The sequence below is a fragment of the Antarctobacter heliothermus genome, assembly GCF_002237555.1.
Lineage (GTDB): Bacteria > Pseudomonadota > Alphaproteobacteria > Rhodobacterales > Rhodobacteraceae > Antarctobacter > Antarctobacter heliothermus_B.
Genome location: NZ_CP022541.1, coordinates 14,916 through 36,464, shown reverse-complemented (window position 1 = coordinate 36,464; position 21,549 = coordinate 14,916). Strand labels below are relative to the sequence as shown.

Below are 21,549 nucleotides of genomic sequence, written 5' to 3'. Positions count from 1 at the left end.
AGTCCCCTAATTACCGTCCAACCATTCCTGAACGTACCGCGCGGTCTCTTCTGCCTGCGAATTTGGGTAGAAATGCCCACCGTAATCCATTGCCTTCAGTGCACTGCCCGGTATGGCTGCGTGGACCGCGCTTTGGTTCCGGAACGGTACAACATGATCGTCGCGTGCGCCCAGAACCAGGCAGGGCATTGTCAAGCCAGGCGCCAGAGCCTTTCCGCAGAATTGCAAAATAACCTCAGCGCGGTCGTTGAAATTTGCCACTTCGGCCTCAGTCATGCCGGGGACATCCTGAATCAATCCGTCCCAGACCCCGGCGTCTGTCGGTTCCAAATCCGGCGACCGCGAAATCAGCCGTTGGAACCCGCTATATAGTCCCGGCGCCTGTTCGATGAGGGCCCGCCGCAAAGCGAATTGGGCCCGCATGAAATCATCCGCCTGCAACCAGGTGCCGCTCAGGATCACCCTTGAAACAAGGTTCGGTTCCTTTGCCGCGAGGTTCTGGGCGATGATACCGCCCATGGAATGACCAAGAGCTGTTACCGGCTGACCCGGAAAGGCCGTTTCGGCAAGCGCCTTTACGTCTTCGGAAAACCGGTCGATGTTCGCGGGGGCGTTTCCGCGCGTACTTCTTGCGATCCCGGCATGATCGTAACTGAGGACGGTGAACCGATCTGACAGCAGTGCGGCAAACGGCTTCCAGAATGCGGATGTCCCGCCAAGGCCGGAAATCAACACCAATGGGGGACCACTGCCTTCCACATCATAGGTCAAGGCGCTGTCATCGGGCCGTTCGAGAATTGCGGTATAGCTTGACGTCATGTTGCTTCAATCTTTCTGTCTGGTAGCATTGTGCCGAGTTCGACAATGGGGCCGGCAATGCCATGTGCCACGGCGGCTTTGCGGCCTTGCGGCGTTGTGATCAGGCGGGTCCCCGTTCCGACGACCCTGCCGTTGCAGAGCACCGGCTCACCGCCGACAAAGCTGGCCACCGGGCGTTGGCGCTCCACATCTATGATCGTGATATCGGCGTCAGCGCCCGGCCCAAGGTGCCCTTTGCTAGTCAATCCCAGAATGCGGGCAGGTGTGACGCTGGATTTGACGACAAAGTCCTCGATGCTAATCGCGTCAAGGCGAACCAAGGACAACCCCATGTCGATGATCACGTTGCGTGGTATACCCCCGCCATCCGTCGCCAAGGCATCGACGACAAAGCCGCGGTCGACGTTGCGCGCGGTGGCCAATCGCAACCGGGGTTCGCTCGGATTGACGGCAAAGCTCACGCCAAGGTTGGTGCCGGCATCTCGCCAGGCCCTGACCGCATCAGGGCCTACTGCCAGTTCGACCCTAGCGTCGCTTTCTACATTCAACAGCGCCCAGCCATCGCTTATGGCTTTTTCGAGTCCGGCTTCATCTGGTGTATAGCCCCCCCTTTCCAGACAGACCTTTGTTGTCAGGCTACCCGGCGCACCATTGCTGCATTTCGCACTCGCCGCGTTTATGGGCGAAAGATAGGATTCCGACCATATGTTCGGGTGCTCCAAGAGGGTCGACAGGGCCAGTTCCCCTTCCTCCATCGCATCACGCTTTGCCCCGCGCGTGTAGCTGTTGATATGAGGAAGATGCAGGGGGTTCCCTGCGGCAAGGTCACAGGCTTCAATCATGCCTTCGATATGTGAGCCGGATTCAAGCGTTCCGGCATGAAAAGCGACATAGGCACCGACTTCGGCAGCGACGCGGATCGTCGCGGCAGTAGCGTCCGGTGTCAGCGGATAGTGCCCCCCCAGCAGTTTCAGGCCGATTGCACCGCTGTCGAGGCTGGCGTTGAGCAAATCACTCAATTCACTGGCATCAGGGTCAGTACTATCTACCGTGTGTTCTGGCCGAACGTAGTTGATGCACGCCATGTTCAACCCGGCACCGTAATTTGCCGCTATGTCGATCATCCCATCGATTGGACCAGCCATTTCCAATGCAGTGGTAACGCCGGCCGTCGCCAGCATCTTGTGGGCGTGACGACCACCAAGCCAGGGCGAAGCGTGAACGTGAATGTCAATAATGCCCGGGACAACCAAAAGGCCGGTCGCATCGACCTCGTGCGTGGCTACGATAGCCTCAGACGGGTCTAACTCGACGATTCGACCGTTATCGAATAGCAGATCAGCAATCCTATTGACGCCGTTAACCGGGTCTAACACCGTAGCATTGCGAATAACTCCCTGCGCCTTGCGAGTCATCATTTCACCTCCGACATTGCCGATGATCTCAAAAAAGGCCACTTGAAAAAAATCAGCCTGCGATAGCGGTCTAGCTTCGTGCCTGCCGCCATGTCATGGCAGCAGGCGATGTCGGTCGCTATCAATCTGCGATTTGCGGCACTTCGATGCCTTGCTCTTCGAAATACCTTATTGCACCAGGGTGATACGGTATTGTCTGGTTCTGTGAGACGTTCGAAAGCAGAGTTTCTTTGGCAGACGAATGTGTCTGAAGCAGTCGATCGTGGTTTTCAAACACCGCTTTGACTATCTCGTAGGCCAGATCCTCCGGCACATCCTGATGGGCAAGCGCAATGTTCCACATGGCAACCGTCGGCACGTCACCGTCTAGCGATTTGTACGTCGCTTGCGGAATATCGAACGGCTCAACATAGGGGTTGGCCGCGGCGATCATATCGACTTCTTTCGCCGTCATCCCAAAAATGTTGGCATCGTGAGTTGCTTCGACTTCGGACATCATTGGATGGGGAATGCCGCCTGCATGAATGATGGCATCAAGCCGCGCATCACCAAGTTGGCCGCCCTGATCGCTAGCCGGCCCGAATTGAGCATTTACGCTGACGCCCATCTGCTCAAGCCAAACGGGCCAGAATGTGCCGCCGGTACCGCCACGCGGCCCCATGCCAACCGTCCGCCCTTCTAGATCTGCAAGCCCATCGATGCCGGAATCCGCCAGAGTAATCATCTGAAATGGTGTCCGATACATCGGGAAAAGCGCACGCATCGCAGTGAACTTGGTTCCCGGCGCAAGTTCAAGCTCGCCGTTCCAACCCTGCCAAGCGGGGCCCATTGTTGTCATGCCAAGTAGGGCTTTACCCGTGCCTACAACAACCACGTTTTGTGCGGGCCCTTGCGTCTGTTGCGTCGAAGTAGGGACGCGCACAACGTCACTGATTATGGTAGCCAGTCCTTGACCGTAGACAGCGTAAACACCGCCCGGCGAAGCAGTAGCAACGGTCAAGGACTTTGGCCAATTATCCTGAGCCGACGCAGCGGATCCTGCGACGGCTATCGTGGCGGCCGCCGACAGCGCATAAATAAATCTTTTCATGTTTCTCCTCCAAGTTTTCATTTTAGTCAGACACGTTAATTGATGTTCAGCCTATAAGACCTCCGTTTTTTTGAGCGCGTTCCTGCGGTGCCTGTCTGTTGACAAATCGCCAGATGATCAGCAGACCAGCAAGACCGAACCCAATGATGTCGGTGACGTGACCGCCGAAAATCATGACAAATGCGATGACCACCAACACGGCCCGCAAGGCTGTCCCGATCTTTCCGAAAAGCCAGCCTTCGCTGGCAAAGGCGAGAACCAGAATACCCAATGCGGATGTTGCGAAGACCCTGATGATATCCACGGTCTCACCCTCAAGCAGAATTTGGGGGTAGTAGTAGAACAGAAACGGGACGATGAATGCGGCTACCCCAAAACGCACCGCTTTCAATGAGGTGGCCCAGGGTTGGCCGCCGGACAACGCAGAGGCCGCAAAGGCGGCAATGGCCACCGGTGGCGTAATGGCCGAGATAACCGCGTAATAGAAAACAAACATATGCGCTGACAGGGCTGGAACACCCAACTGTTGAAGTCCTGGAGCAACAACCGACGCGGCAATGGCATAGGCTGCGGTGGTGGGCATTCCCATACCGAGAATGATCGAGATCATCATTGCAAACAGCAAAGCTACGAAATGGCTGTCCCCAGCAATGGCAAGAATAAGACTGGAGAAGCGGCCACCCAGTCCCGTGAGACCGAGCACTCCAACGATAATCCCCGCGCAGGCACAGACGGCGACAATCTGCAAACTTGCGTGTGTCGCCTGACCAAGCGCCTGGTAACAGGTTTTTGCAGTTTCTTTCAGACCTGTCGAAACTCCCCTCACGCCGGAGGCGGCATAACCAGCGATCGCGACCGAAAACAGCCCGAGGGTTACGCCTATAATGCCGGTTGTGTTCACCTTGAACCCGAGAAGGGGCAGTAAAACAAAAGCGGCCAGAGGTATGGAAAGAACAAGGGAGTTTACCTTGAGATGACTGCGCAGCATAACGACAACCGCGCAAACCATGCCCCATGTTCCTGAAGCTATGATCGAATAACCGGAAATCAGCAGATACAGCAGGGAAAAAAGCGGCAACAGTAGAAAAATATCACGGGAAAGCTTGCGCAATTTTGGCAATTCCGAACGTGGCAAACCGCGGATGTTGTTCTTGATCGCGTCAATGTCGACATGCGCGTAAACCGCAATATAGAACAGCAGGCAGGGCAAAATCGCGGCAGCGATGATCTCGGTGTAGGGAATGCCAGTGATTTCAGCCATGATGAACGCGCCAGCGCCCATAATCGGTGGGGTCAACTGGCCACCGGTCGAAGATGTCGCCTCAATGGCCCCTGCGGTTTCACGATTGTAACCGACCCGGCGCATCATCGGGATGGTGAAGGTACCGGAAGCGACAACATTCGCAACAGAACTTCCGCTAACCGTTCCAAAAAGAATGCCAGATACAACGGACACTTTGCCTGGCCCACCGCGCGCCCAGCCGAAGGCGCCGAACGCGAGATCCATGAAATAGGCTCCCGCACCACTTGCCTGCAGAAAAACGGCAAAAGCGACGAACAAAAGAATATATCGTGAAGACGCCGCAGTCGTGATGCCAAAAACACCTTCCTGACTGTAGACGAATGAAAAGAAATCCCCGGTATCGAACCCTTGATGATGAAGAATCCCCGGCATCCACGGCCCGACAAAAACATAGGCCACGAAGATCAAGGCCATGATCGGCAGGATCATTCCGGATGTCCTGCGTGCAAATTCAATAGTCAGCACAGTGCCGATGGCGCCAAACAGGAAATCGAGCGGTGTCGTAATGACGCCCGTACGCATCACCAATGTCTCATGCTCAGACATAATGTAGGCAGCCGCGGACAAAATGGCCAAGGCGAGGGCGAAGTCCATGGGATTGATGCGATCCCTGCGCTGTCCTTTCCAACCCGCATAGATCAGAAACCCGATGGCCGCTCCGAGATTGACGTGGAGCGTCCGGAATACCCATGCGTCCATGTGAAGGAAGTTCAAGACAATAATATGGAATATGGCATATGCCGCAGCAGCAAAGAACAAAAGGTTCGTAGTAAACGGTGGCAACTGTCGCATGGGGGATTCAAATTCCATCATGTCGACATCCGCTTGTGACAATGTGCCATCCGGACTTGTATCTGGCTTTTTCATGACCGAGACTTCTCTCTCCCTAGAAGCGAATGCCGGTTTCTTCGGGAACCGGTCATTCGTGTTAAATCGTGAATTCCAACTCCAGCGTTGTATCAGCGTAGGCTTGGCATTCCCGCCAGGTCGTCCTGGATTCGTTTTGCACCTTGGTATTGTGGCCTTGCAAAGTCATCGCGCCCATTTGGGGCCATGTTGGTGCCTGCTTTGGATCGTGTGGTCGCTCCGCGCATCTGTTTCTCATTGCCGGCTTCAAATATTCTCGCTGCGGATTGCTTCGCAGACGGCATCCGTGACTTGCTGTGTTGTGGCTGTACCGTTGACATCCGGTGTCATGATGCCACTGGCGCAGACGTTCTCCACCGATCGCATCAACCGGTCTGCCGCATCCTTTTCTCCCAGATGTTCCAGCATCTGTGCCGCCGTCCAGAACGTCGCAACCGGGTTGGCAATGCCTTTGCCAGTGATGTCAAAGGCAGAACCATGGATCGGTTCGAACATGGAGGGAAAGCGCCGTTCCGGGTCGATGTTGCCGGTCGGAGCCACCCCAAGGCTGCCGGCCAGCGCGCCCGCTAGGTCCGACAGGATGTCTGCGTGCAGGTTGGTGGCCACGATCGTGTCAAGGCTTCGGGGGGCCCGGACCATTCGAACGGTCATCGCATCGACCAGCATCTTGTCCCATTTGACATCTGGAAATTCCGTTGCAACTTCGGCCGCGATTTCATCCCACATGACCATGCCGAAACGCTGGGCGTTCGACTTTGTCACAACGGTAAGAAACTTGCGCGGACGTGCCTGCGCCAAAGCGAAAGCGTAGCGCATGATGCGTGTCACTCCGACGCGCGTGAAAATGGAAACTTCGGTGCCAACTTCTTCGGGCAGCCCCTTGTGGGCGCGTCCACCGTGACCCGAATATTCACCCTCCGAGTTTTCGCGCACGATAACCCAGTCGAGATCGCCAGTCTTCACGCCGGCGAGCGGAGAGCTGATTCCCGGCAGAATCTTGGTCGGACGGACATTGGCGTATTGGTCAAAGCCCTGACAGATTGGCAAACGCAAACCCCAGAGTGTGACGTGGTCCGGCACATCAGGAGCGCCGACCGCCCCAAAAAAGATCGCATCGAAGGCCTTGAGTTGCTCAGTACCGTCTTCGGGCATCAATGCCCCGGTTTTCTTGTAACGTGCAGAACCCCAGTCGAACTTTGTCACATCCAAACGGAAACCACCGTCACGACGAGCAAGCGCTTCCAAGGCCTGCAGTCCTGCGGCAATGACTTCGGGGCCGATTCCATCTGCAGGGATTGCTGCAATCTTGTAGGTTTTCATCGCTGTTTCCCCATCAACCCAATGCGTCCGCGATGGCCGCACCGCATGTCTGCGTGTCCGCAGTTCCCCCCAGATCAAGGGTGCGCAAAGCCGGCTCGGCCATGACGCGCTCAATCGCGTCAACGATTGCCTTTGCGGCCTCTGCGTGCCCCAGATGATCCAGCATCATGGCGCCGGCCCAGATTTGCCCGACAGGGTTTGCAATCCCCTGCCCTGCGATATCGGGTGCCGACCCGTGAACGGGCTCGAACAATGACGGAAACAGCCGTTCAGGATTAATGTTGCCTGATGGAGCGATACCGATGGTGCCCGTGCAGGCGGGCCCAAGGTCCGACAGAATGTCGCCGAACAGATTGGACGCCACGACCACGTCGAACTTGTCGGGGTGCAGAACGAACAAGGCCGTCAGGATGTCGATATGGTATTTGTCGACGCTGACCCCACTGTACTCCTTGGCGATTTCGACGACCCGCTCATCCCAATAGGGCATGGTGATCGAAATGCCGTTGGACTTTGTCGCCGAGGTCAACCGTCCGCTGCGCTTCTCGGCCAGGTCGAAGGCAAAGCGCAGAATGCGATCAACCCCGGTGCGGCTCATGACGGTCTCTTGCATGACGATTTCGCGGTCGGTATCCGCGAACATCTTGCCGCCGATCGAGGAGTATTCGCCTTCGGTGTTTTCACGCACGATCATCATATCGATATCGCCGGGTTTGCGCCCTGCCAGCGGGGATGTCACACCAGCCATCAGGCGGGCCGGGCGAAGGCTAACGTATTGGTCAAATTCACGCCGAAACTTCAGCAGGGATCCCCAAAGTGAAATATGATCTGGTACCTTGTCGGGCATGCCGACGGCGCCGAAGAACAGGGCGTCGTGACTGCCGATTTGGGCCTTCCAATCGTCCGGCATCATTTGTCCGTGTTTGGCATAGTAGTCGCAGGACGAGAACTCGAATGCATCAAACTGAAGGCTGAGATCAAAGCGCGCAGCGGCAGCTTCCAAAACCCGGATACCTTCGGGCATGACCTCTTTGCCGATTCCATCACCGGGAATAACAGCTATCTTGGCATGGTTCGCATTCATGTAAGTCTTCTTTTCTTAAAGATAAAATTTGAGCTCGCAAAGAATTCTTGACGCAGGCCGGAGACCATCGCGACCAAGTCGAAAACCGTAGGCGAAGCACGCCTTTAGTGTACCCGGCCCCCTGACGGCCAAGCGCGCAGGCAGGAGTGCATCACGTAACCTCCCGTCACTCTGGCCGACCTGAAGCCGAAGAATATCGATGAACTCCCTAAGCTCTCCCGTCCCCTCCTCGGAAACTGTAGCCTATGAAGTTTTGGCTTGGAATTTCTAAGAATGAACTTCATTATTGAATTTCATGAACAAGTGAGGGCCATCCATGTCCAGTGAAAGCGACATGAAATTCTTTATTACCGTCGCACAACGCAGCACCCTGTCCGAAGCTGCGCTGGAGCTCGGATTGACGGCCTCAGCAGTCAGCCGACGGATCACGCGTATTGAGGACCGGCTTGGCGTCAGATTGTTGAATCGCACTACCCGACGGGTCGGCCTGACGTCGGAGGGAGAAGCGTATCTCAAGGCTTCCATGGATATCGTCGACCAGATTGTAACGGCAGAGGAATCTATCTCGGCCGCGCGTGGAGCGCCGCAAGGGCTGTTGCGCATTAATGCAACGTTTCAATTCGGGCGTGAGCACATCGCACCCGCCCTCTCCACATTTGCGACCCGCTATCCCGGTGTGCAGACACAGCTGGTCTTGACCGATGCACCCGCAAATATCGTGGAAGAAGGATTTGATCTTCAGATCCGATTTGGCGAACCAACAGCAACAAGTCATGTAATGGCGCTCCTTTTGCGCAATCGCCGAATTTTGGTTGCGGCACCTAGCTATTTGGAAAAACACCCGCCCCTAAAGCGAATTTCCGACCTTGCGCAGCACAACTGCGTGGTCTTGAGACAAGAACACTCAAGCTATGATGTCTGGCGCTTTGGGAAAGACGGCGATTTCCGCGTGACTGGCCGATTGTCAACCAATGACGGCCAGGTCGCCGTCGGTTGGATTCTGAACGGGCATGGTATTATGCAGCGTTCAGAGTGGGATATTGCCCGACACGTAAAAGCCGGGCGCCTCAAGGTCGTTCTCCCGCGGTACGGAATGCGCGCCGATGTCTTCGCAGTGTATCCCGAACGCCTGAACCTATCGGCAAAGGTACGCGTATTCATCGACATCCTGAAGGAAGGTCTCAAAGAGCGCACCGAGGAACTACAGATGCCATGACATCCCTGTCGCGGCGGTGTCCTGCACAAGCTGCCAAAAGGTCTCGGCCAATGCACCAAGCTGTGTACATGGCCTGAACAGTGCAACATCCACCTCGACATGCCAAGACGCGTCACCGGCGATCACCAGGCGCCCGGGCTCTCTCAGTTCGCTCCGGGCAAGGCTTTCCGGAATCCAGGCCAAACCCTTTCCTTCCATCGCCAGTGATTTGAGAGTCATTGCGTGGTGCGAACTGACGACCGAGGACAAATGCAAATCCGTCCTACGGTTGAACAGCACCGATGTCAGGATGCGGGCCATACCGGAGCCTTCTTCGAACGCAATATGCGGCGTGGGTCGCTCTGCTGTTCCGGGCAATTCGTACAACGGTTGATTATTGCTGTCCCGCCCACAGACCGGGATCAACCGATCGCGGGCAAGGATACATCTTTGAAATTCGGGTGACCGCATGGGGGTAGGACTGGCCGCGTGCGCGTGACACAACAGAAATTGGGCATCGCCCGAAAGCATCAGTTTTTCGCAGTGCTTCATATTGTCAGACAGGAGCCGCAAGGGGTGCGTCGCCGCCTCGACCCCTAGGGAATTTATCCAGGACGGGAAAAAGTTGAAAGACAAGGCGTGCGTTGCCGCAATGACCAACGAGGCTGTGGCCGCCTGATTCTGCTCAATCTCCCGGCGCGCACGTTCTAGCCTGCCAATCACGTCTCCTGCGGCGTCCAACATGATCTGCCCTGCTGGTGTGAGCGACATTGGCATCTGCCGGCGATTCACCAACGGTACTCCGCACCATGCCTCCAATGACTGTATGCGGCGACCAAAGGCAGGCTGGGTGATATTTCGCAACTCGGCAGCTCTGGAAAAGTTGAGCGTCTCGGACAAGGCCCGTAAGTCGGCCAAATAGTTAGTATCCATATCGCTTTCCATGCTGGTTCAGCACCAAGATGCCCACGCCCACATCCATCTTGCAACTGTTTTCCCAGATATCGCCGGCTTCATGATGCCGTAACAGCATAGCCCTGAAACGTATCGGCATTGGTCGAATGCGCGGCGGTTCTGTAGATTTCCAGGGGTCACCATCACCAGAAAGCACTCAAATGCGCATTGTCGACATTCGTGAAGTCACCAAACCCATCGCTTCGTCCATCCGAAATTCATATATTGATTTCAGCAAGATGACGACCAGCCTCGTTGCTGTCGTCACCGACGTCATACGCGACGGCCGCCCTGTCGTTGGCTATGGTTTCAACTCGAACGGGCGGTACGGACAGGGCGGTTTGATCCGCGAGCGTTTTCGCGACCGGATAATCAATGCTGATCCCGGAAGCCTTCTGAACGAAACCGAAACAAACTTCGATCCTCATCGCATCTGGGATGCAATGATGAGCAACGAAAAACCCGGAGGTCACGGCGAACGCTCTGTTGCAGTGGGCACTATTGACATGGCAATCTGGGACGCTGTTGCCAAAATCGAAGGCAAACCTTTGTTCCGGCATCTTGCCGATATTCACGGACGTGAAGCCAATCCGCGCGTCTTCGTTTACGCTGCGGGTGGATATTACTTTCCCGGCAAGGACCACAGTTCTCTGCGTGCCGAAATGCGCAGCTACCTGGACCGTGGATATAATGTCGTGAAGATGAAAATCGGCGGCGTCACAATCGACGAGGATCGCGCCCGCATTGAAGCCGTACTCGATGAAATCGGCAACGAAGCGCAACTTGCAGTGGATGCTAACGGTCGTTTTGATCTCGAAACCGGCATTGGCTATGCCAAGATGCTTCGCGAGTATCCGCTGTTCTGGTATGAAGAAATCGGAGACCCTCTGGATTACGCTTTGCAGGCGGCCATGGCCGAATTCTACGACGCGCCCATGGCCACCGGCGAAAACCTGTTCTCGCATCAGGACGCGCGCAATCTTTTGCGGTATGGCGGGATGCGTCCGGATCGCGACTATCTGCAGTTTGATTGCGCCCTGTCTTATGGCCTTGTGGAATACTTGCGAACACTTGATGTCATAAAGGCCGCAGGCTGGTCGTCCCGTCGTTGTATCCCCCACGGTGGGCACCAAATGTCGTTGAATATCGCAGCCGGATTGGACCTCGGAGGAAATGAGAGCTACCCAGACCTTTTCCAACCTTATGGTGGGTTCCCCGACGGCGTGCATGTCGAAGATGGCCATATTACCATGCCAGATCTTCCGGGGATCGGATTCGAGGGAAAGTCGGATCTGGCTTCAGTCATGAAGGAACTGGCAGAGTAGAGCTTTTCGGTTCTCTCAAGCTGGTTTCAGGAAGGGCGGTTGCACCAATCGGTTTGAAGCTCGCCGATCTTGAACAGGCTTGCGGCGAAAGCTATCTCGTTCAGGACGCCCGGTTCGTTGTTTGCAAAGCGGCCTTTCTTGATTGCGCGGTGGGTTTTGATGCCTTTCAGTGTGTTCTTCGCGGCGGTCCTTTTTCGGACGCTTCGTTTGGTCTGAGAAGCTTTTTCAGCGCCGCGTGATCCGCTTCGATGCGGTTGTTTAGGTGCTTCCGATCGATATGGCGGATCCGATCATCAGGCCCGTTCCCGAAATTCATCTCTTCGATCGCCTTCGCATAGCTGTGGGCCTTGTCCGTCACAATTGTGACCGGATGGTAGCACCACCGGCCTTTCACTCGCACATAGGTCTCGCAGACGTGCCATTGCAAACCGCGCCAGGACCGATGCTGACCGTAGGCGCGTTTGCGCAGTTCCGGCCCAAACTTCTGGACCCAACGGTAGATCGTCGCAGCATCAACCGTGATCCCACGTCCAGCCAAAAGATCACGCATATCGCGGTAGGAGGGCGGCTAACGACAATACCGGCGCACCGCCAACAAGAAAACATCTTTCGGGAAACGGTGTTGTTTGAACGGATCTCGACGCGACATTTGGCTCCCCTTCTGAAAATGCTCTATGCCTCACATTTCGACTGAGCCAGCGCAACAGAGCCTTCCGAGGCATTTTCACAGGCCTCGCACCAACACATCCTGTCCCCATGACGCATATCGCTCATTCATCGGTGGGGGGGCGCGAATTCCAACAAACCTTAGCGATGCCGCGCCGCAGCGCGACGATTTTTCGTCATGTATGGCATTTTTCCGTTGCCGTATGAGCGATTCTCGTCGTACCTGTTGAGCAGGGAGGCCAACACATGAGCGAATCTCAGCGTCACGAGACGATTGCACAGCTTTTGACCGAACGCGCCTTTGCTTCGGCGAAGGAATTGCAGCTTATGTTCAAGGTCTCTGCCGCCACCATCCGGCGCGATATCGACAAGCTCGACGAGGCCGGTCTTGCCCAAAAGGTTCATGGCGGCATTGCCGCGCTGGACGGCGCAACACGCCCGCGCGCCGTCTCACTGCCCTTCATCGAAAATCGGGACATCGCGGTTGAGGCAAAAACCGCTATCGCCCATGAGGCGGGCAAGCTGGTGCGCGATGGCAGCCTGATCATCGTGCATGGCGGCTCGACCTGTTTCCGTTTTGGCCAGCACATCGCCAATCGCAACGTGCGTGTCTTCACCAATTCGATGCCGCTGGCCGGGTATCTGTCTGAACACGGCACCTGCCAGCTGACAGTGGGCGGCGGCGACCTGCACCGAGAGCCGGGCATTCTGTACGACCCCGCGCGCGGCAGTTACGAATTCTACGCGTCGCAATTTTTTGTTGGCGCGCTTGGGGTTGGGACGGACGGCCTGCTGGAAAGCCACCCGCTGTTGGTGCGCTTTATCAATGACATGTGCGACCTGTCGAATGAGATCGTGGTGTTGGTCGACAGCCGCAAGTTCCGCGAACGCCCACCCAAGCTGGCGCTGCCGTTTTCCCGCGTGACGCGCCTGATCACCGATGACGGGCTCAGCGACCGCGACGCCGCGATGCTGAACGACCAAGGGGTGACCTTTACCGTGGCTCAGACCAAAGCGGGCGCTGCATGACACCGCTGCTGGAAATGCGCGAGATTTCAAAGACCTTTGGCCCGGTCAAGGCGCTGTCGGGCGTTTCGCTGACCGCCTTTCCGGGCGAGGTCCACGCCCTTATGGGCGAAAACGGCGCTGGGAAATCGACGCTGATGAAGGTGTTGTCGGGTGCCTATGTCGCCGATCCCGGCGGCGAGGTTCTGGTGGACGGCCAACCTATTCCCACCGGCGACCCGAAACAGGCGCGCGGGCGTGGCATCGCCGTGATCTATCAGGAACTGTCGCTATCGCCCAACCTGAGCGTGGCCGAGAATGTCTTTCTGGGGCGCGAACCGTCGCGCTCTGGCTTTATCAGCCGCGCCAGCATGGCCGCGCGCACGCAGCCGGTGCTGGACCGGCTGGGCATCGACTTTACCCCCGCGACCCGCGTCGGCAGCCTGTCACTGGGCGAACGGCAACTGGTCGAGATCGCCCGCGCCATGGCCTCTGATGCACGCATCATCGTGATGGACGAGCCTACGACCTCTCTGTCCAGCCGCGAGACGGAACGCCTGTTTCAGGTCATCGAGGGGCTGACCGCACAGGGGATCGCGGTGATCTATATCAGCCACCGTATGGACGAAATCTATCGTCTGGCGGACCGCTGTTCGGTGCTGCGCGACGGTGCCTATGTCGGCACGCTGGACAAGGAACAACTGAACGCCCGCACGCTGGTGTCCATGATGGTCGGGCGCGACCTGTCGACCTTTTACACCAAGGACCACGTCGCCCATGATGACGCCCGCCATGTGGTGATGCGGGTCGAGGGCATGTCTGACGGCCGCCTGGTCAAGGATTGCACCTTTGAGGTCCATGAGGGTGAGGTGCTGGGCTTGTCCGGCCTCGTCGGGTCCGGGCGCACCGAACTGGCGCGTCTGATCTACGGCGCGGACCCGGCCACCGCTGGCACCGTCACGCTAAACGGCACTAAAGTCACTCCGCGCAGCCCGCGCGAGGCGTTGCGCCACGGCATCGTCTACCTGACCGAGGATCGCAAGGCGCTGGGTCTGTTTCTGGACATGACCATCGCGCAGAACATCTCGACCTGCGTGCATGAACGCGACGCGCATCGCGGCGGTTTTCTGAACTTTCGCGCACAGGCGGACCGCGCCGCCAATGCAATCCGCGAGTTGGGGGTCAAGACGCCTTCGGCCCGGCTGAACGTGGGCGCGCTGTCGGGCGGCAACCAGCAAAAAGTGCTGCTGGCCCGCCTGCTGGAGGCACAACCCAAGGTCGTCATTCTGGATGAGCCAACACGCGGCGTCGATGTCGGCGCGAAATCCGAAATCTATCGCCTGATCGACCGCCTCGCGCGCGAGGGGATGGCCGTGGTGATGATCTCGTCCGAATTGCCCGAAATCATCGGGGTCGCCGACAGGGTTTTGGTCATGCGCGACGGAGAGATCGCCGGAGAGGTGCGCGCCGCCCCCGGCAAGCCGGTTGAACAAGAAGAGATCATGACCCTGTCGACAGGGGCCGCGGCCTGACAAGGCCCGCGTGGGAGGAAAACACATGAGCGATACGGCACAGACGGGCAGCGGCCCGGCCAATACGGAACGGCTAAAGGCCACGATCAGAGCGCTGGGAATGCTGCCGGTGCTGATCCTGCTGGCGATCGGCTTTCAGCTGATGACGGGCAAGTTCCTGTCGGTGAACAACATTTCTATCGTCACGCAGCAGGCCTCTATCAATGTCGTGCTGGCCGCCGGGATGACCTTTGTCATCCTGACCGGGGGCATCGATTTGTCCGTCGGTTCGATCCTTGCGGCCTCTGCCATGGCGGCGGTGTCGATGTCACTGATCCCCGGATGGGGCATGATGGGCATCCCTGCCGGGCTGGCCATGGGGCTGGTCTTTGGCCTGATCAACGGCGGGCTGGTGGCCTTTCTTGGCCTGCCACCCTTTATTGTCACACTTGGGGCGCTGACGGCGGTGCGCGGCGTGGCCCGCTTGATGGGCGGCGACACAACCGTTTTCAACGCCGACCTGCCGTTTGACTTTATCGGCAACGGTACGCTTTTGGGCGTGCCTTGGCTGGCCATCGTGGCGCTGCTGACGGTCGTGATCTCTTGGGTCATCCTGCGCCGCACCGTGCTGGGCACATGGATCTACGCGACAGGCGGCAACCACGAGGCCGCGCGACTGGCGGGCATCAAGGTCAGCCTCGTGCTGCTGTTCGTCTACGGCATGTCGGGGCTGTTGGCCGGACTGGGTGGCGTGATGTCTGCCGCGCGCCTTTACGCTGCCAACGGGCTGCAACTGGGCCAAGCCTATGAGCTTGACGCCATCGCGGCGGTGATCCTTGGCGGCACCTCGTTTGTCGGCGGTGTGGGCAGCATCTGGGGCACGCTGATCGGCGCGCTGATCATCGCCGTGCTGTCAAACGGCCTGATCCTGACCGGCGTTTCCGACATCTGGCAATTCATCATCAAAGGGCTGGTCATCATCGTCGCCGTGGCGCTGGACCGCTACCGACTAAAGGGCGGCGCCCGCACCTAAACCACTGCGAATCCACGACATTACAACGCATCAACACCATGGGAGGATAACATGCGTATTCTTAAGACCCTCGTTACATCCGCAGCCGCAACCGCGCTGCTGGCCACCGGCGCACTTGCGCAGGACAAGCAACTGGAAAGCATCGGCATTTCGGTCGGGCTGCTGGGCAACCCGTTCTTCGTCGCAACCATCAAAGGCATTGAGGACCGCGCGAAAGAGATCAACCCCGACGTGCAGGTCACATCGGTCTCTGCCGATTACGACCTCAACAAACAAGTCAGCCAGATCGACAACTTCATCGCCTCTGGCGTTGACATCATCATGCTGAACGCGGTCGACGCGGCCGCCATCGCCCCCGCCGTCAAGCGGGCGCAGAGTGCCGGCATCGTGGTCGCCGCCTTTGACGTGTCGGCCCCCGGCGCAGACGTGACCGTGATGACCGACAACGTGGATGCAGGCCGCAAAGCGTGCCAGCACATCGTCGACGCGCTGGACGGCACCGGCGACGTGATCATCATCAATGGCCCGCAAAGCTCTTCGATCATCGACCGCGTCGCGGGCTGCCAAGAGGTGTTCGAGGCCAATGAGGGCATCAACGTGCTGTCCGACGACCAGAACGGCAAGGCGTCGCGCGATGGCGGTCTGAACGTGATGCAGGGCCTGCTGACCCGCTTTGACAAGATCGACGGCGTCTTTGCCATCAACGATCCCACCGCCGTGGGTGCCGCGCTGGCAGCCCGCCAGTTGGGCCGGTCCGAGTTCATCATCACCGGCGTCGACGGCGCCCCGGTGATCGAGGACGAACTGGCCAAAGGCGACTCGCTGATCAAGGCCTCCGCCAGCCAGGACCCCTATATCATGGCCGGTCAGGCGCTGCAGATGGGCTATGACGTCTTCATGGGTGAGACACCCGAAGAAGACACCGTCCTGCTGGAGCCCAAGCTGATCACCAGCGACAATCTTGGCGACTATCAGGGATGGACCGCCGCTCGCTGAGCTTGACACCGCGCGCCCCTAGTCGGGGCGCGCACCCCCTGCGCGCGTTGTACCGCGTGCCCCCTGCTGACGACCAAAGGACCGACCATGCCGCTCGACGCCCTCAAATCTGCCGTTCTGGAGGCCAATCTTGACACAGTGCGTCATGGTCTGGTCAAGGCGACCTTTGGCAATGCCAGCGGCATCGACCGTGAAACCGGGCGCATCGTCATCAAGCCCTCCGGGGTGCCCTACCCAGAGATGACCCCCCAGTACATGGTGCTGACCGATCTCGACGGCGCGGCGCTGGACAACCGCTTTCGCCCCTCATCAGATCTGGACACCCATGTCGCGCTTTACCGCGCGTTTCCGCAGATCGGCGGCATCGTGCACACCCATTCCACCTATGCCACCATCATGGCGCAGGCCCGCCGCCCGATCCCGCCGCTGGGCACCACCCATGCGGATTACTTTCGCGGCACCATCCCCGTCACCCGCGACCTGACAGCGGAAGAGATCACAACCCGCTATGTCGCCGCCACCGGTTCGGTCATCGCCGAAACGGTGGGCGACCGCGATCCGCTGGCCATTCCGGCGGTACTGGTGGCGGGGCATGGTCCCTTTGTCTGGGGCCGCGACCCGGCCGAGGCGGTGATGAACGCCATGATCCTCGAAGAGGTCGCAAAGATGGCGTGGCACGGCGCGGTGCTGGACCGGCAACCGCCCGCGATCTCTGACGCGCTGCTGGACCGTCACTTTCTGCGCAAGCACGGCGCCAACGCCACATACGGACAATAGGTCATGAGCATCGTCGCAGGTGCCGATTTCGGCACGCTTTCCACCCGCGTCACCCTGATGGACACGGACACCGGCGCGGTGCTGGCCTCTGCCGTGGCCCCCTACGCTCTGCACCGCTCCGACGCCGATCCGCATGTCGCACGGCAAAGCCATCGTGACCAGATGGACGCGCTCTGCGCCGCGATCCGCGAGGCCGTGGCCAAGGCCGGCATTGACGGCCACGCCATCGCCGCCTTCGCCGCCGACACGACCGGATCCTCTGTCATTCCGTTGGACGCGCAGTTGCAGCCGCTGGCGGACTACTACCTGTGGTGCGATCATACCGCCCATGCCGAGGCCGCCGAGATCACCACCCAAGCCCGCGCCGACGGCGTCGAGGCGTTGGACTGGTGCGGCGGCACCTATTCCACCGAATGGGGCTACGCCAAGCTGCTGCACTTTCTACGCCACGATCCGGATGCGCCACTGGCCACGGCGGCAGAGAATTGCGACATGATCGCCGCCACCCTGTGCGGCATAACGGACCCGGCGCAGATGCCACGATCTGTTTGTGCCATGGGGCACAAATGGATGTGGGGCGCGGGCTGGGGCGGGTTGCCGCCGCAGGACTTCCTGTCGCGCGTCGACCCGGCGCTAGCAGGCATCAACACCCGCATCACTGGGCGTTGGGGGCACTCTCTGCAACAGGCGGGCACGCTGGCGCCGGAATGGGCCGAACGCACCGGGCTGCGCGCGGGCATCCCCCTGCCCTTCGGCGCGTTCGACGCGCATTGGGACGCCATCGGCACCCATTGCGCGCCGGGCGATGTGGTCAACGTGGTGGGCACCTCGACCTGCATCATTGCCATCGCCGATCCCAAGGCGCGCCCCGTCCCCGGCATCTGCGGCATGGTCCCCGACAGCGTCGTGCCCGGCTATATGGGGATCGAGGCAGGCCAATCCGCCACCGGCGACGTATTCGACGCAATTGCGCGGCGCGCAGGATCGGACGTGGCGACGCTGTGCGATGGGCTGATGGACTATGGCCCCGGTGCCACCGGCCTGTTGCGCGTGCCATGGGACAACGGCGACCGCACCGTACTGGTCCGCCCCGATCTGGGCGGGCTGACACTGGGCTGGGATCTGCACCACACGGCGGCGGACGAGATGCACTCCGCCATCGAGGGCATGGCCATGCATGTCGGCCTGATCATCGAGCGCATGCAGTCCGGCGGTGCCCGCTTTGACCGTGTCATCAACGCGGGCGGCATCCCGCAAAAGAACGGCGTGCTCAACCAAATCTATGCCGATGTGCTGGGCCGCCCGGTGCATGTGCCGGAACGCTCGCCCGTAGGGGTGGGTGCCTGCATCTTTGCCGCCATGATCGCGGGCGCATTCAAGACAATCGCCGAGGCCCAAGACCGCATGTCCCCACCGCTGCGCGTCTTCACCCCGCGCGATAGCCATGCCCCGGCGTATCAACGCCTCTCGGCGCTGTTCCGCGACACCTATTACGCCTTCGGCGAAGGCCGCGACTGCGACATGGGCGCGATCCTGCCCGCCCTGCGCCGCTTTCGCATGGGCAAGGGATAAGGCCGCGCGATAAAGCGCCATCCAACATCCCCCGTCGATACCCGGCGACCAAGACGTGGCGCAGCCAGCCGGGACATGCCTCGGATTCTGTGCGCGCCGACAAGCAAGGTTTGCAAAGGCAGGCTAGTCACCTCCAGCTCTCGGCAAAGAGCCGTTCGATCTGATCGACCTCGTCATCGCTCAGGGCTGCAAATGGGTCACGGCGTGCTCTTTGTGAAAGCTTGCCATCATTCTGGCTTAGGAACTTTCTCAACGGCATTGATGAGATCGTCTAAATCATCATAAAGAACAGGCGTATGCGACTTCATATGCGCAAAATACAACTATTCTACAAATTGCCCAAGGGTTTTAGCATCGAGTTGCAACTCTCCTTATTTGGCACGCGCACGCGATGCTCAGAGAGTTCTCTCTGGTCGCATTCATCGCATAGAAACAAGGGCTATCTGACAAGCGTGACCACAGAGCCACCTATTGCATTTGGCGTTTGTCGATGTCTGAGGTAGGGGAATTTAGGAACATGAAAATTGAGAAATAATATGCAACTTTCACCCCGCCAAATGGTACGGCAGGAGTTTGTGGGCGAGATCTCGGGTTTTCTTTTTGGCCGCGATGACGGATTGATCATGCCGCATGTCTTTGAACTCTTGATATTCAATGGCGACGGTCTTGATATCGGCGGCAGAAACGCCAAAGTAATGGGCGCAGGCCGCGATCGCCGGGTCGAATGTGTTCAGATATTCCCGTGGGCCACCCTTTTCGAACCCGAACTCTCCACGGGATGACAGAACAATCAGTTTTTTCCCTTGTAGTATCGGCTCGATGGGGAAATCCCCGCGTGAAAGATCGAAGGAAAACGTGCGCCCTATCCGTGCGATGTGGTCAATCCAGCCCTTCAAGGCAGCGGGCATCCCGTAATTGTACATCGGTGCGCCCAGCACGATGATATCTGCGGCCTCGACTTCGTCGATCAGCCTGTGAGATATGCGCGAAAGTTGGTGATGCCCTGAGGGGCGACATATCATGGCGGTGTCGAAGCGCCGTCAATTCTCAACCGAGAAAGGGATATGCCACATGCAAGAGAATACCATCACCCAGCTATCTGATCCATCCGGGATTTCGCCGGACCCGCTGACCGACCTCATCCGGGACGGCGCGCGCAAGCTGATCGAGCAGGCGATTGAGGCGGAACTGTCCACGCTGCTTGGCGCCTTTGCCGATCACAAGCTTGAGGATGGTCGCGCAAGACTGGTTCGTCATGGGCACCTGCCCGAGCGTGAGATTTTGACCGGTGTCGGGCCTGTTGCCGTGACGGTGCCGCGTGTGCGGGACCGCAAGCCGGGCACGGACAAGATCGCGTTCACGCCCAGCATCCTGCCGCGGTATCTGCGCAAGGCAAAGTCGGTCGAAGAGCTGCTGCCCTGGCTTTACCTGAAGGGCGTGTCCACCGGCGATTTCAGTGAGGCGCTTGCCGCCCTGCTGGGGCCACACGCCAAGGGCCTCTCGGCCACTACGATCACGCGGCTGAAAGCGGACTGGTGGTCCGAGTACGAGGCCTGGGAAAAGCGTGACCTCGGCACCCGGCGGTTTCTCTACATCTGGGCCGACGGCGTCTATTTCAAGCCGCGAAGGGCCGAGGAAAAACAATGCGTTTTGGTGATCGTGGGTGCGGATGAATACGGCCGCAAGGAGCTGCTGGCCATGACCGACGGCTTCCGCGAAAGCACTCAGAGTTGGCGCGAGGTTCTGCTCGATCTCAAACGCCGCGGACTGAAGCAGGATCCCAAGCTCGCCATAGGCGACGGCGCCCTGGGGTTCTGGGCGGCACTGCGCGAGGTCTTCCCCTCGACACAGGAGCAGCGGTGCTGGCTCCACAAAACCATGAACGTGCTCAACGCGCTGCCGAAATCGGTGCAAGCCAAGGCCAAGGCGCACCTGCACGACATCTGGCAGGCCGAAACCCGAGCCGCGGCGTCGGCCGCCTTCGACTTCTTCGTCGATGCCTACGGCGTGAAATGGGACAAGGCAGTCGCCAAGTTGGTCAAGGATCGGGATGCACTACTGACCTTCTACGACTACCCGGCCGAACACTGGAAACACATCCGGACGTCAAATCCGATCGAGAGCACGTTCGCCACCGTCAGACACAGGACGAAACGCACCAAGGGCTGCCTCAGCCGCAAGACTGGGCTCGCCATGGCTTTCCGGCTGATGATGTCTGCTCAGACGAAATGGCGAAAACTCGACGGGCGGAATCGCCTCCCGGAGGTCATCAGCGGGGTTGAGTTCCGCGACGGCGTCCGCCAACTTCAAAACGCCGCCTGATCACGCGTCACCAACTTCTGCGCATATCTCCAGCCTGTCGGACAGGGCCAGCCGTTCTGCCATCCAGTTTTCGCGGGCTTCAAGCGGGGTGAAAGCCGCGTGGATAATCCGGTGATCAATCGCCGGAACGGGGTCATGCCCGATGTCGCGGGTGATTACCTTGGCGTCCGGGTTGGCCGCCAGAAATTCGGTCGTGAACAGCGTCGTCAGCATGCGCGTCAGCGAGCGGTCTTCTAGCTGTGCGCTGGCATCTATGCGAAGGGGTCCGTTGCGTTGCTGGGTTCAGGACGGTGAA

General features: G+C 58.8%; 18 protein-coding genes and 1 pseudogene. 9 read left to right on the top strand and 10 right to left on the bottom strand.

Going from position 1 to position 21,549, the window contains the following annotated elements:
• Window positions 1-6: 6 nt before the first annotated feature.
• From ANTHELSMS3_RS22635 to ANTHELSMS3_RS22610, 6 genes are all read right to left on the bottom strand, one after another.
• Entirely contained in the window at window positions 7-819 is an 813-nt protein-coding gene (locus tag ANTHELSMS3_RS22635) for an alpha/beta fold hydrolase (RefSeq protein ID WP_094037330.1), read from the bottom strand.
• Window positions 816-2,237, bottom strand: a complete 1,422-nt coding sequence (locus tag ANTHELSMS3_RS22630) for an amidohydrolase family protein (RefSeq protein ID WP_157733619.1) — start codon at window positions 2,235-2,237, stop codon at window positions 816-818. Before ANTHELSMS3_RS22630 ends, ANTHELSMS3_RS22635 begins: the two co-directional genes overlap by 4 nt.
• Window positions 2,238-2,355: 118 nt before the next feature.
• Entirely contained in the window at window positions 2,356-3,324 is a 969-nt protein-coding gene (locus tag ANTHELSMS3_RS22625) for a TAXI family TRAP transporter solute-binding subunit (protein ID WP_094037328.1), read from the bottom strand.
• A 46-nt stretch (window positions 3,325-3,370) separates the two neighbouring features.
• Window positions 3,371-5,494, bottom strand: a complete 2,124-nt coding sequence (locus ANTHELSMS3_RS22620) for a TRAP transporter permease (RefSeq protein WP_094037327.1) — start codon at window positions 5,492-5,494, stop codon at window positions 3,371-3,373.
• Window positions 5,495-5,740: 246 nt separating this feature from the next.
• Window positions 5,741-6,814, bottom strand: a complete 1,074-nt coding sequence (locus ANTHELSMS3_RS22615; RefSeq protein WP_094037326.1) for a tartrate dehydrogenase — start codon at window positions 6,812-6,814, stop codon at window positions 5,741-5,743.
• 13 nt (window positions 6,815-6,827) lie between these two features.
• Window positions 6,828-7,898 carry a tartrate dehydrogenase gene (locus ANTHELSMS3_RS22610; RefSeq protein ID WP_094037325.1) on the bottom strand — a complete coding sequence of 357 codons (1,071 nt, stop codon included), beginning with the start codon at window positions 7,896-7,898 and terminating at the stop codon, window positions 6,828-6,830.
• Window positions 7,899-8,214: 316 nt separating this feature from the next.
• Between ANTHELSMS3_RS22610 and ANTHELSMS3_RS22605 the strand changes: the two genes are divergently transcribed.
• Window positions 8,215-9,114: a LysR family transcriptional regulator gene (locus ANTHELSMS3_RS22605; protein WP_094037324.1), complete on the top strand. Its 900-nt coding sequence runs from the start codon at window positions 8,215-8,217 to the stop codon at window positions 9,112-9,114.
• Here ANTHELSMS3_RS22605 and ANTHELSMS3_RS22600 read toward each other — a convergent pair.
• Window positions 9,100-10,026, bottom strand: coding sequence for a LysR substrate-binding domain-containing protein (locus tag ANTHELSMS3_RS22600; RefSeq protein ID WP_094037323.1), 927 nt, complete (start codon window positions 10,024-10,026; stop codon window positions 9,100-9,102). The two genes, ANTHELSMS3_RS22605 and ANTHELSMS3_RS22600, sit on opposite strands and share 15 nt — an antisense overlap.
• A gap of 182 nt (window positions 10,027-10,208) precedes the next feature.
• On the opposite strand from ANTHELSMS3_RS22600, the gene ANTHELSMS3_RS22595 reads away from it, so the two are divergent.
• Entirely contained in the window at window positions 10,209-11,372 is a 1,164-nt protein-coding gene (locus tag ANTHELSMS3_RS22595) for a mandelate racemase/muconate lactonizing enzyme family protein (protein ID WP_094037322.1), read from the top strand.
• Window positions 11,373-11,398: 26 nt separating this feature from the next.
• Here the strand turns inward: ANTHELSMS3_RS22595 and ANTHELSMS3_RS26615 are convergent.
• Window positions 11,399-12,021: pseudogene (locus ANTHELSMS3_RS26615) on the bottom strand (IS6 family transposase).
• Between the two features lie 263 nt (window positions 12,022-12,284).
• Between ANTHELSMS3_RS26615 and ANTHELSMS3_RS22585 the strand changes: the two are divergent.
• The 6 genes from ANTHELSMS3_RS22585 to ANTHELSMS3_RS22560 all read left to right on the top strand — a co-directional run bounded on the left by ANTHELSMS3_RS22585 (window position 12,285) and on the right by ANTHELSMS3_RS22560 (window position 18,932).
• Window positions 12,285-13,067 carry a DeoR/GlpR family DNA-binding transcription regulator gene (locus tag ANTHELSMS3_RS22585; RefSeq protein WP_094037321.1) on the top strand — a complete coding sequence of 261 codons (783 nt, stop codon included), beginning with the start codon at window positions 12,285-12,287 and terminating at the stop codon, window positions 13,065-13,067.
• Window positions 13,064-14,575: a sugar ABC transporter ATP-binding protein gene (locus ANTHELSMS3_RS22580; protein WP_094037320.1), complete on the top strand. Its 1,512-nt coding sequence runs from the start codon at window positions 13,064-13,066 to the stop codon at window positions 14,573-14,575. The genes ANTHELSMS3_RS22585 and ANTHELSMS3_RS22580 overlap by 4 nt, the downstream gene beginning before the upstream one ends.
• 25 nt (window positions 14,576-14,600) lie before the next feature.
• Entirely contained in the window at window positions 14,601-15,587 is a 987-nt protein-coding gene (locus ANTHELSMS3_RS22575) for an ABC transporter permease subunit (protein WP_094037319.1), read from the top strand.
• 51 nt (window positions 15,588-15,638) lie between these two features.
• Complete coding sequence (locus tag ANTHELSMS3_RS22570) at window positions 15,639-16,583, top strand: ABC transporter substrate-binding protein (protein WP_094037318.1); 945 nt, start codon at window positions 15,639-15,641, stop codon at window positions 16,581-16,583.
• Between the two features lie 87 nt (window positions 16,584-16,670).
• The gene (gene araD, locus ANTHELSMS3_RS22565) at window positions 16,671-17,360 is read left to right on the top strand and encodes an L-ribulose-5-phosphate 4-epimerase AraD (protein ID WP_094037317.1); all 690 of its coding nucleotides are present in this window, start codon (window positions 16,671-16,673) and stop codon (window positions 17,358-17,360) included.
• Window positions 17,361-17,363: 3 nt separating this feature from the next.
• Entirely contained in the window at window positions 17,364-18,932 is a 1,569-nt protein-coding gene (locus ANTHELSMS3_RS22560; RefSeq protein ID WP_094037316.1) for a ribulokinase, read from the top strand.
• Between the two features lie 545 nt (window positions 18,933-19,477).
• On the opposite strand, the gene ANTHELSMS3_RS22555 is transcribed toward ANTHELSMS3_RS22560, so the two are convergent.
• Window positions 19,478-19,870: an NAD(P)H-dependent oxidoreductase gene (locus ANTHELSMS3_RS22555; protein ID WP_368074449.1), complete on the bottom strand. Its 393-nt coding sequence runs from the start codon at window positions 19,868-19,870 to the stop codon at window positions 19,478-19,480.
• A gap of 133 nt (window positions 19,871-20,003) precedes the next feature.
• Here ANTHELSMS3_RS22555 and ANTHELSMS3_RS22550 point away from each other — a divergent pair, with 133 nt between their 5' ends.
• Window positions 20,004-21,254 (top strand): IS256 family transposase, encoded by a 1,251-nt coding sequence (locus tag ANTHELSMS3_RS22550; protein WP_094033518.1) that lies wholly within the window; start codon window positions 20,004-20,006, stop codon window positions 21,252-21,254.
• Here the strand turns inward: ANTHELSMS3_RS22550 and ANTHELSMS3_RS22545 are convergent, their stop codons facing one another.
• Window positions 21,255-21,467 carry a hypothetical protein gene (locus tag ANTHELSMS3_RS22545; RefSeq protein ID WP_254694964.1) on the bottom strand — a complete coding sequence of 71 codons (213 nt, stop codon included), beginning with the start codon at window positions 21,465-21,467 and terminating at the stop codon, window positions 21,255-21,257.
• Window positions 21,468-21,549: the final 82 nt, after the last annotated feature.

Bases quoted from the DNA above. Each gene is read 5' to 3' on its own strand.
- ANTHELSMS3_RS22560 (WP_094037316.1), top strand. From the start codon at position 17,364: ATGAGCATCGTCGCAGGTGCCGATTTCGGCACGCTTTCCACCCGCGTC.
- ANTHELSMS3_RS22580 (WP_094037320.1), top strand. From the start codon at position 13,064: ATGACACCGCTGCTGGAAATGCGCGAGATTTCAAAGACCTTTGGCCCG.
- ANTHELSMS3_RS22605 (WP_094037324.1), top strand. From the start codon at position 8,215: ATGTCCAGTGAAAGCGACATGAAATTCTTTATTACCGTCGCACAACGC.
- ANTHELSMS3_RS22615 (WP_094037326.1), bottom strand. From the start codon at position 6,814: ATGAAAACCTACAAGATTGCAGCAATCCCTGCAGATGGAATCGGCCCC.
- ANTHELSMS3_RS22595 (WP_094037322.1), top strand. From the start codon at position 10,209: ATGCGCATTGTCGACATTCGTGAAGTCACCAAACCCATCGCTTCGTCC.
- ANTHELSMS3_RS22545 (WP_254694964.1), bottom strand. From the start codon at position 21,467: ATGCTGACGACGCTGTTCACGACCGAATTTCTGGCGGCCAACCCGGAC.
- ANTHELSMS3_RS22635 (WP_094037330.1), bottom strand. From the start codon at position 819: ATGACGTCAAGCTATACCGCAATTCTCGAACGGCCCGATGACAGCGCC.
- ANTHELSMS3_RS22575 (WP_094037319.1), top strand. From the start codon at position 14,601: ATGAGCGATACGGCACAGACGGGCAGCGGCCCGGCCAATACGGAACGG.
- araD (WP_094037317.1), top strand. From the start codon at position 16,671: ATGCCGCTCGACGCCCTCAAATCTGCCGTTCTGGAGGCCAATCTTGAC.
- ANTHELSMS3_RS22625 (WP_094037328.1), bottom strand. From the start codon at position 3,324: ATGAAAAGATTTATTTATGCGCTGTCGGCGGCCGCCACGATAGCCGTC.
- ANTHELSMS3_RS22610 (WP_094037325.1), bottom strand. From the start codon at position 7,898: ATGAATGCGAACCATGCCAAGATAGCTGTTATTCCCGGTGATGGAATC.
- ANTHELSMS3_RS22620 (WP_094037327.1), bottom strand. From the start codon at position 5,494: ATGAAAAAGCCAGATACAAGTCCGGATGGCACATTGTCACAAGCGGAT.
- ANTHELSMS3_RS22585 (WP_094037321.1), top strand. From the start codon at position 12,285: ATGAGCGAATCTCAGCGTCACGAGACGATTGCACAGCTTTTGACCGAA.
- ANTHELSMS3_RS22570 (WP_094037318.1), top strand. From the start codon at position 15,639: ATGCGTATTCTTAAGACCCTCGTTACATCCGCAGCCGCAACCGCGCTG.
- ANTHELSMS3_RS22550 (WP_094033518.1), top strand. From the start codon at position 20,004: ATGCAAGAGAATACCATCACCCAGCTATCTGATCCATCCGGGATTTCG.
- ANTHELSMS3_RS22600 (WP_094037323.1), bottom strand. From the start codon at position 10,026: ATGGATACTAACTATTTGGCCGACTTACGGGCCTTGTCCGAGACGCTC.
- ANTHELSMS3_RS22630 (WP_157733619.1), bottom strand. From the start codon at position 2,237: ATGATGACTCGCAAGGCGCAGGGAGTTATTCGCAATGCTACGGTGTTA.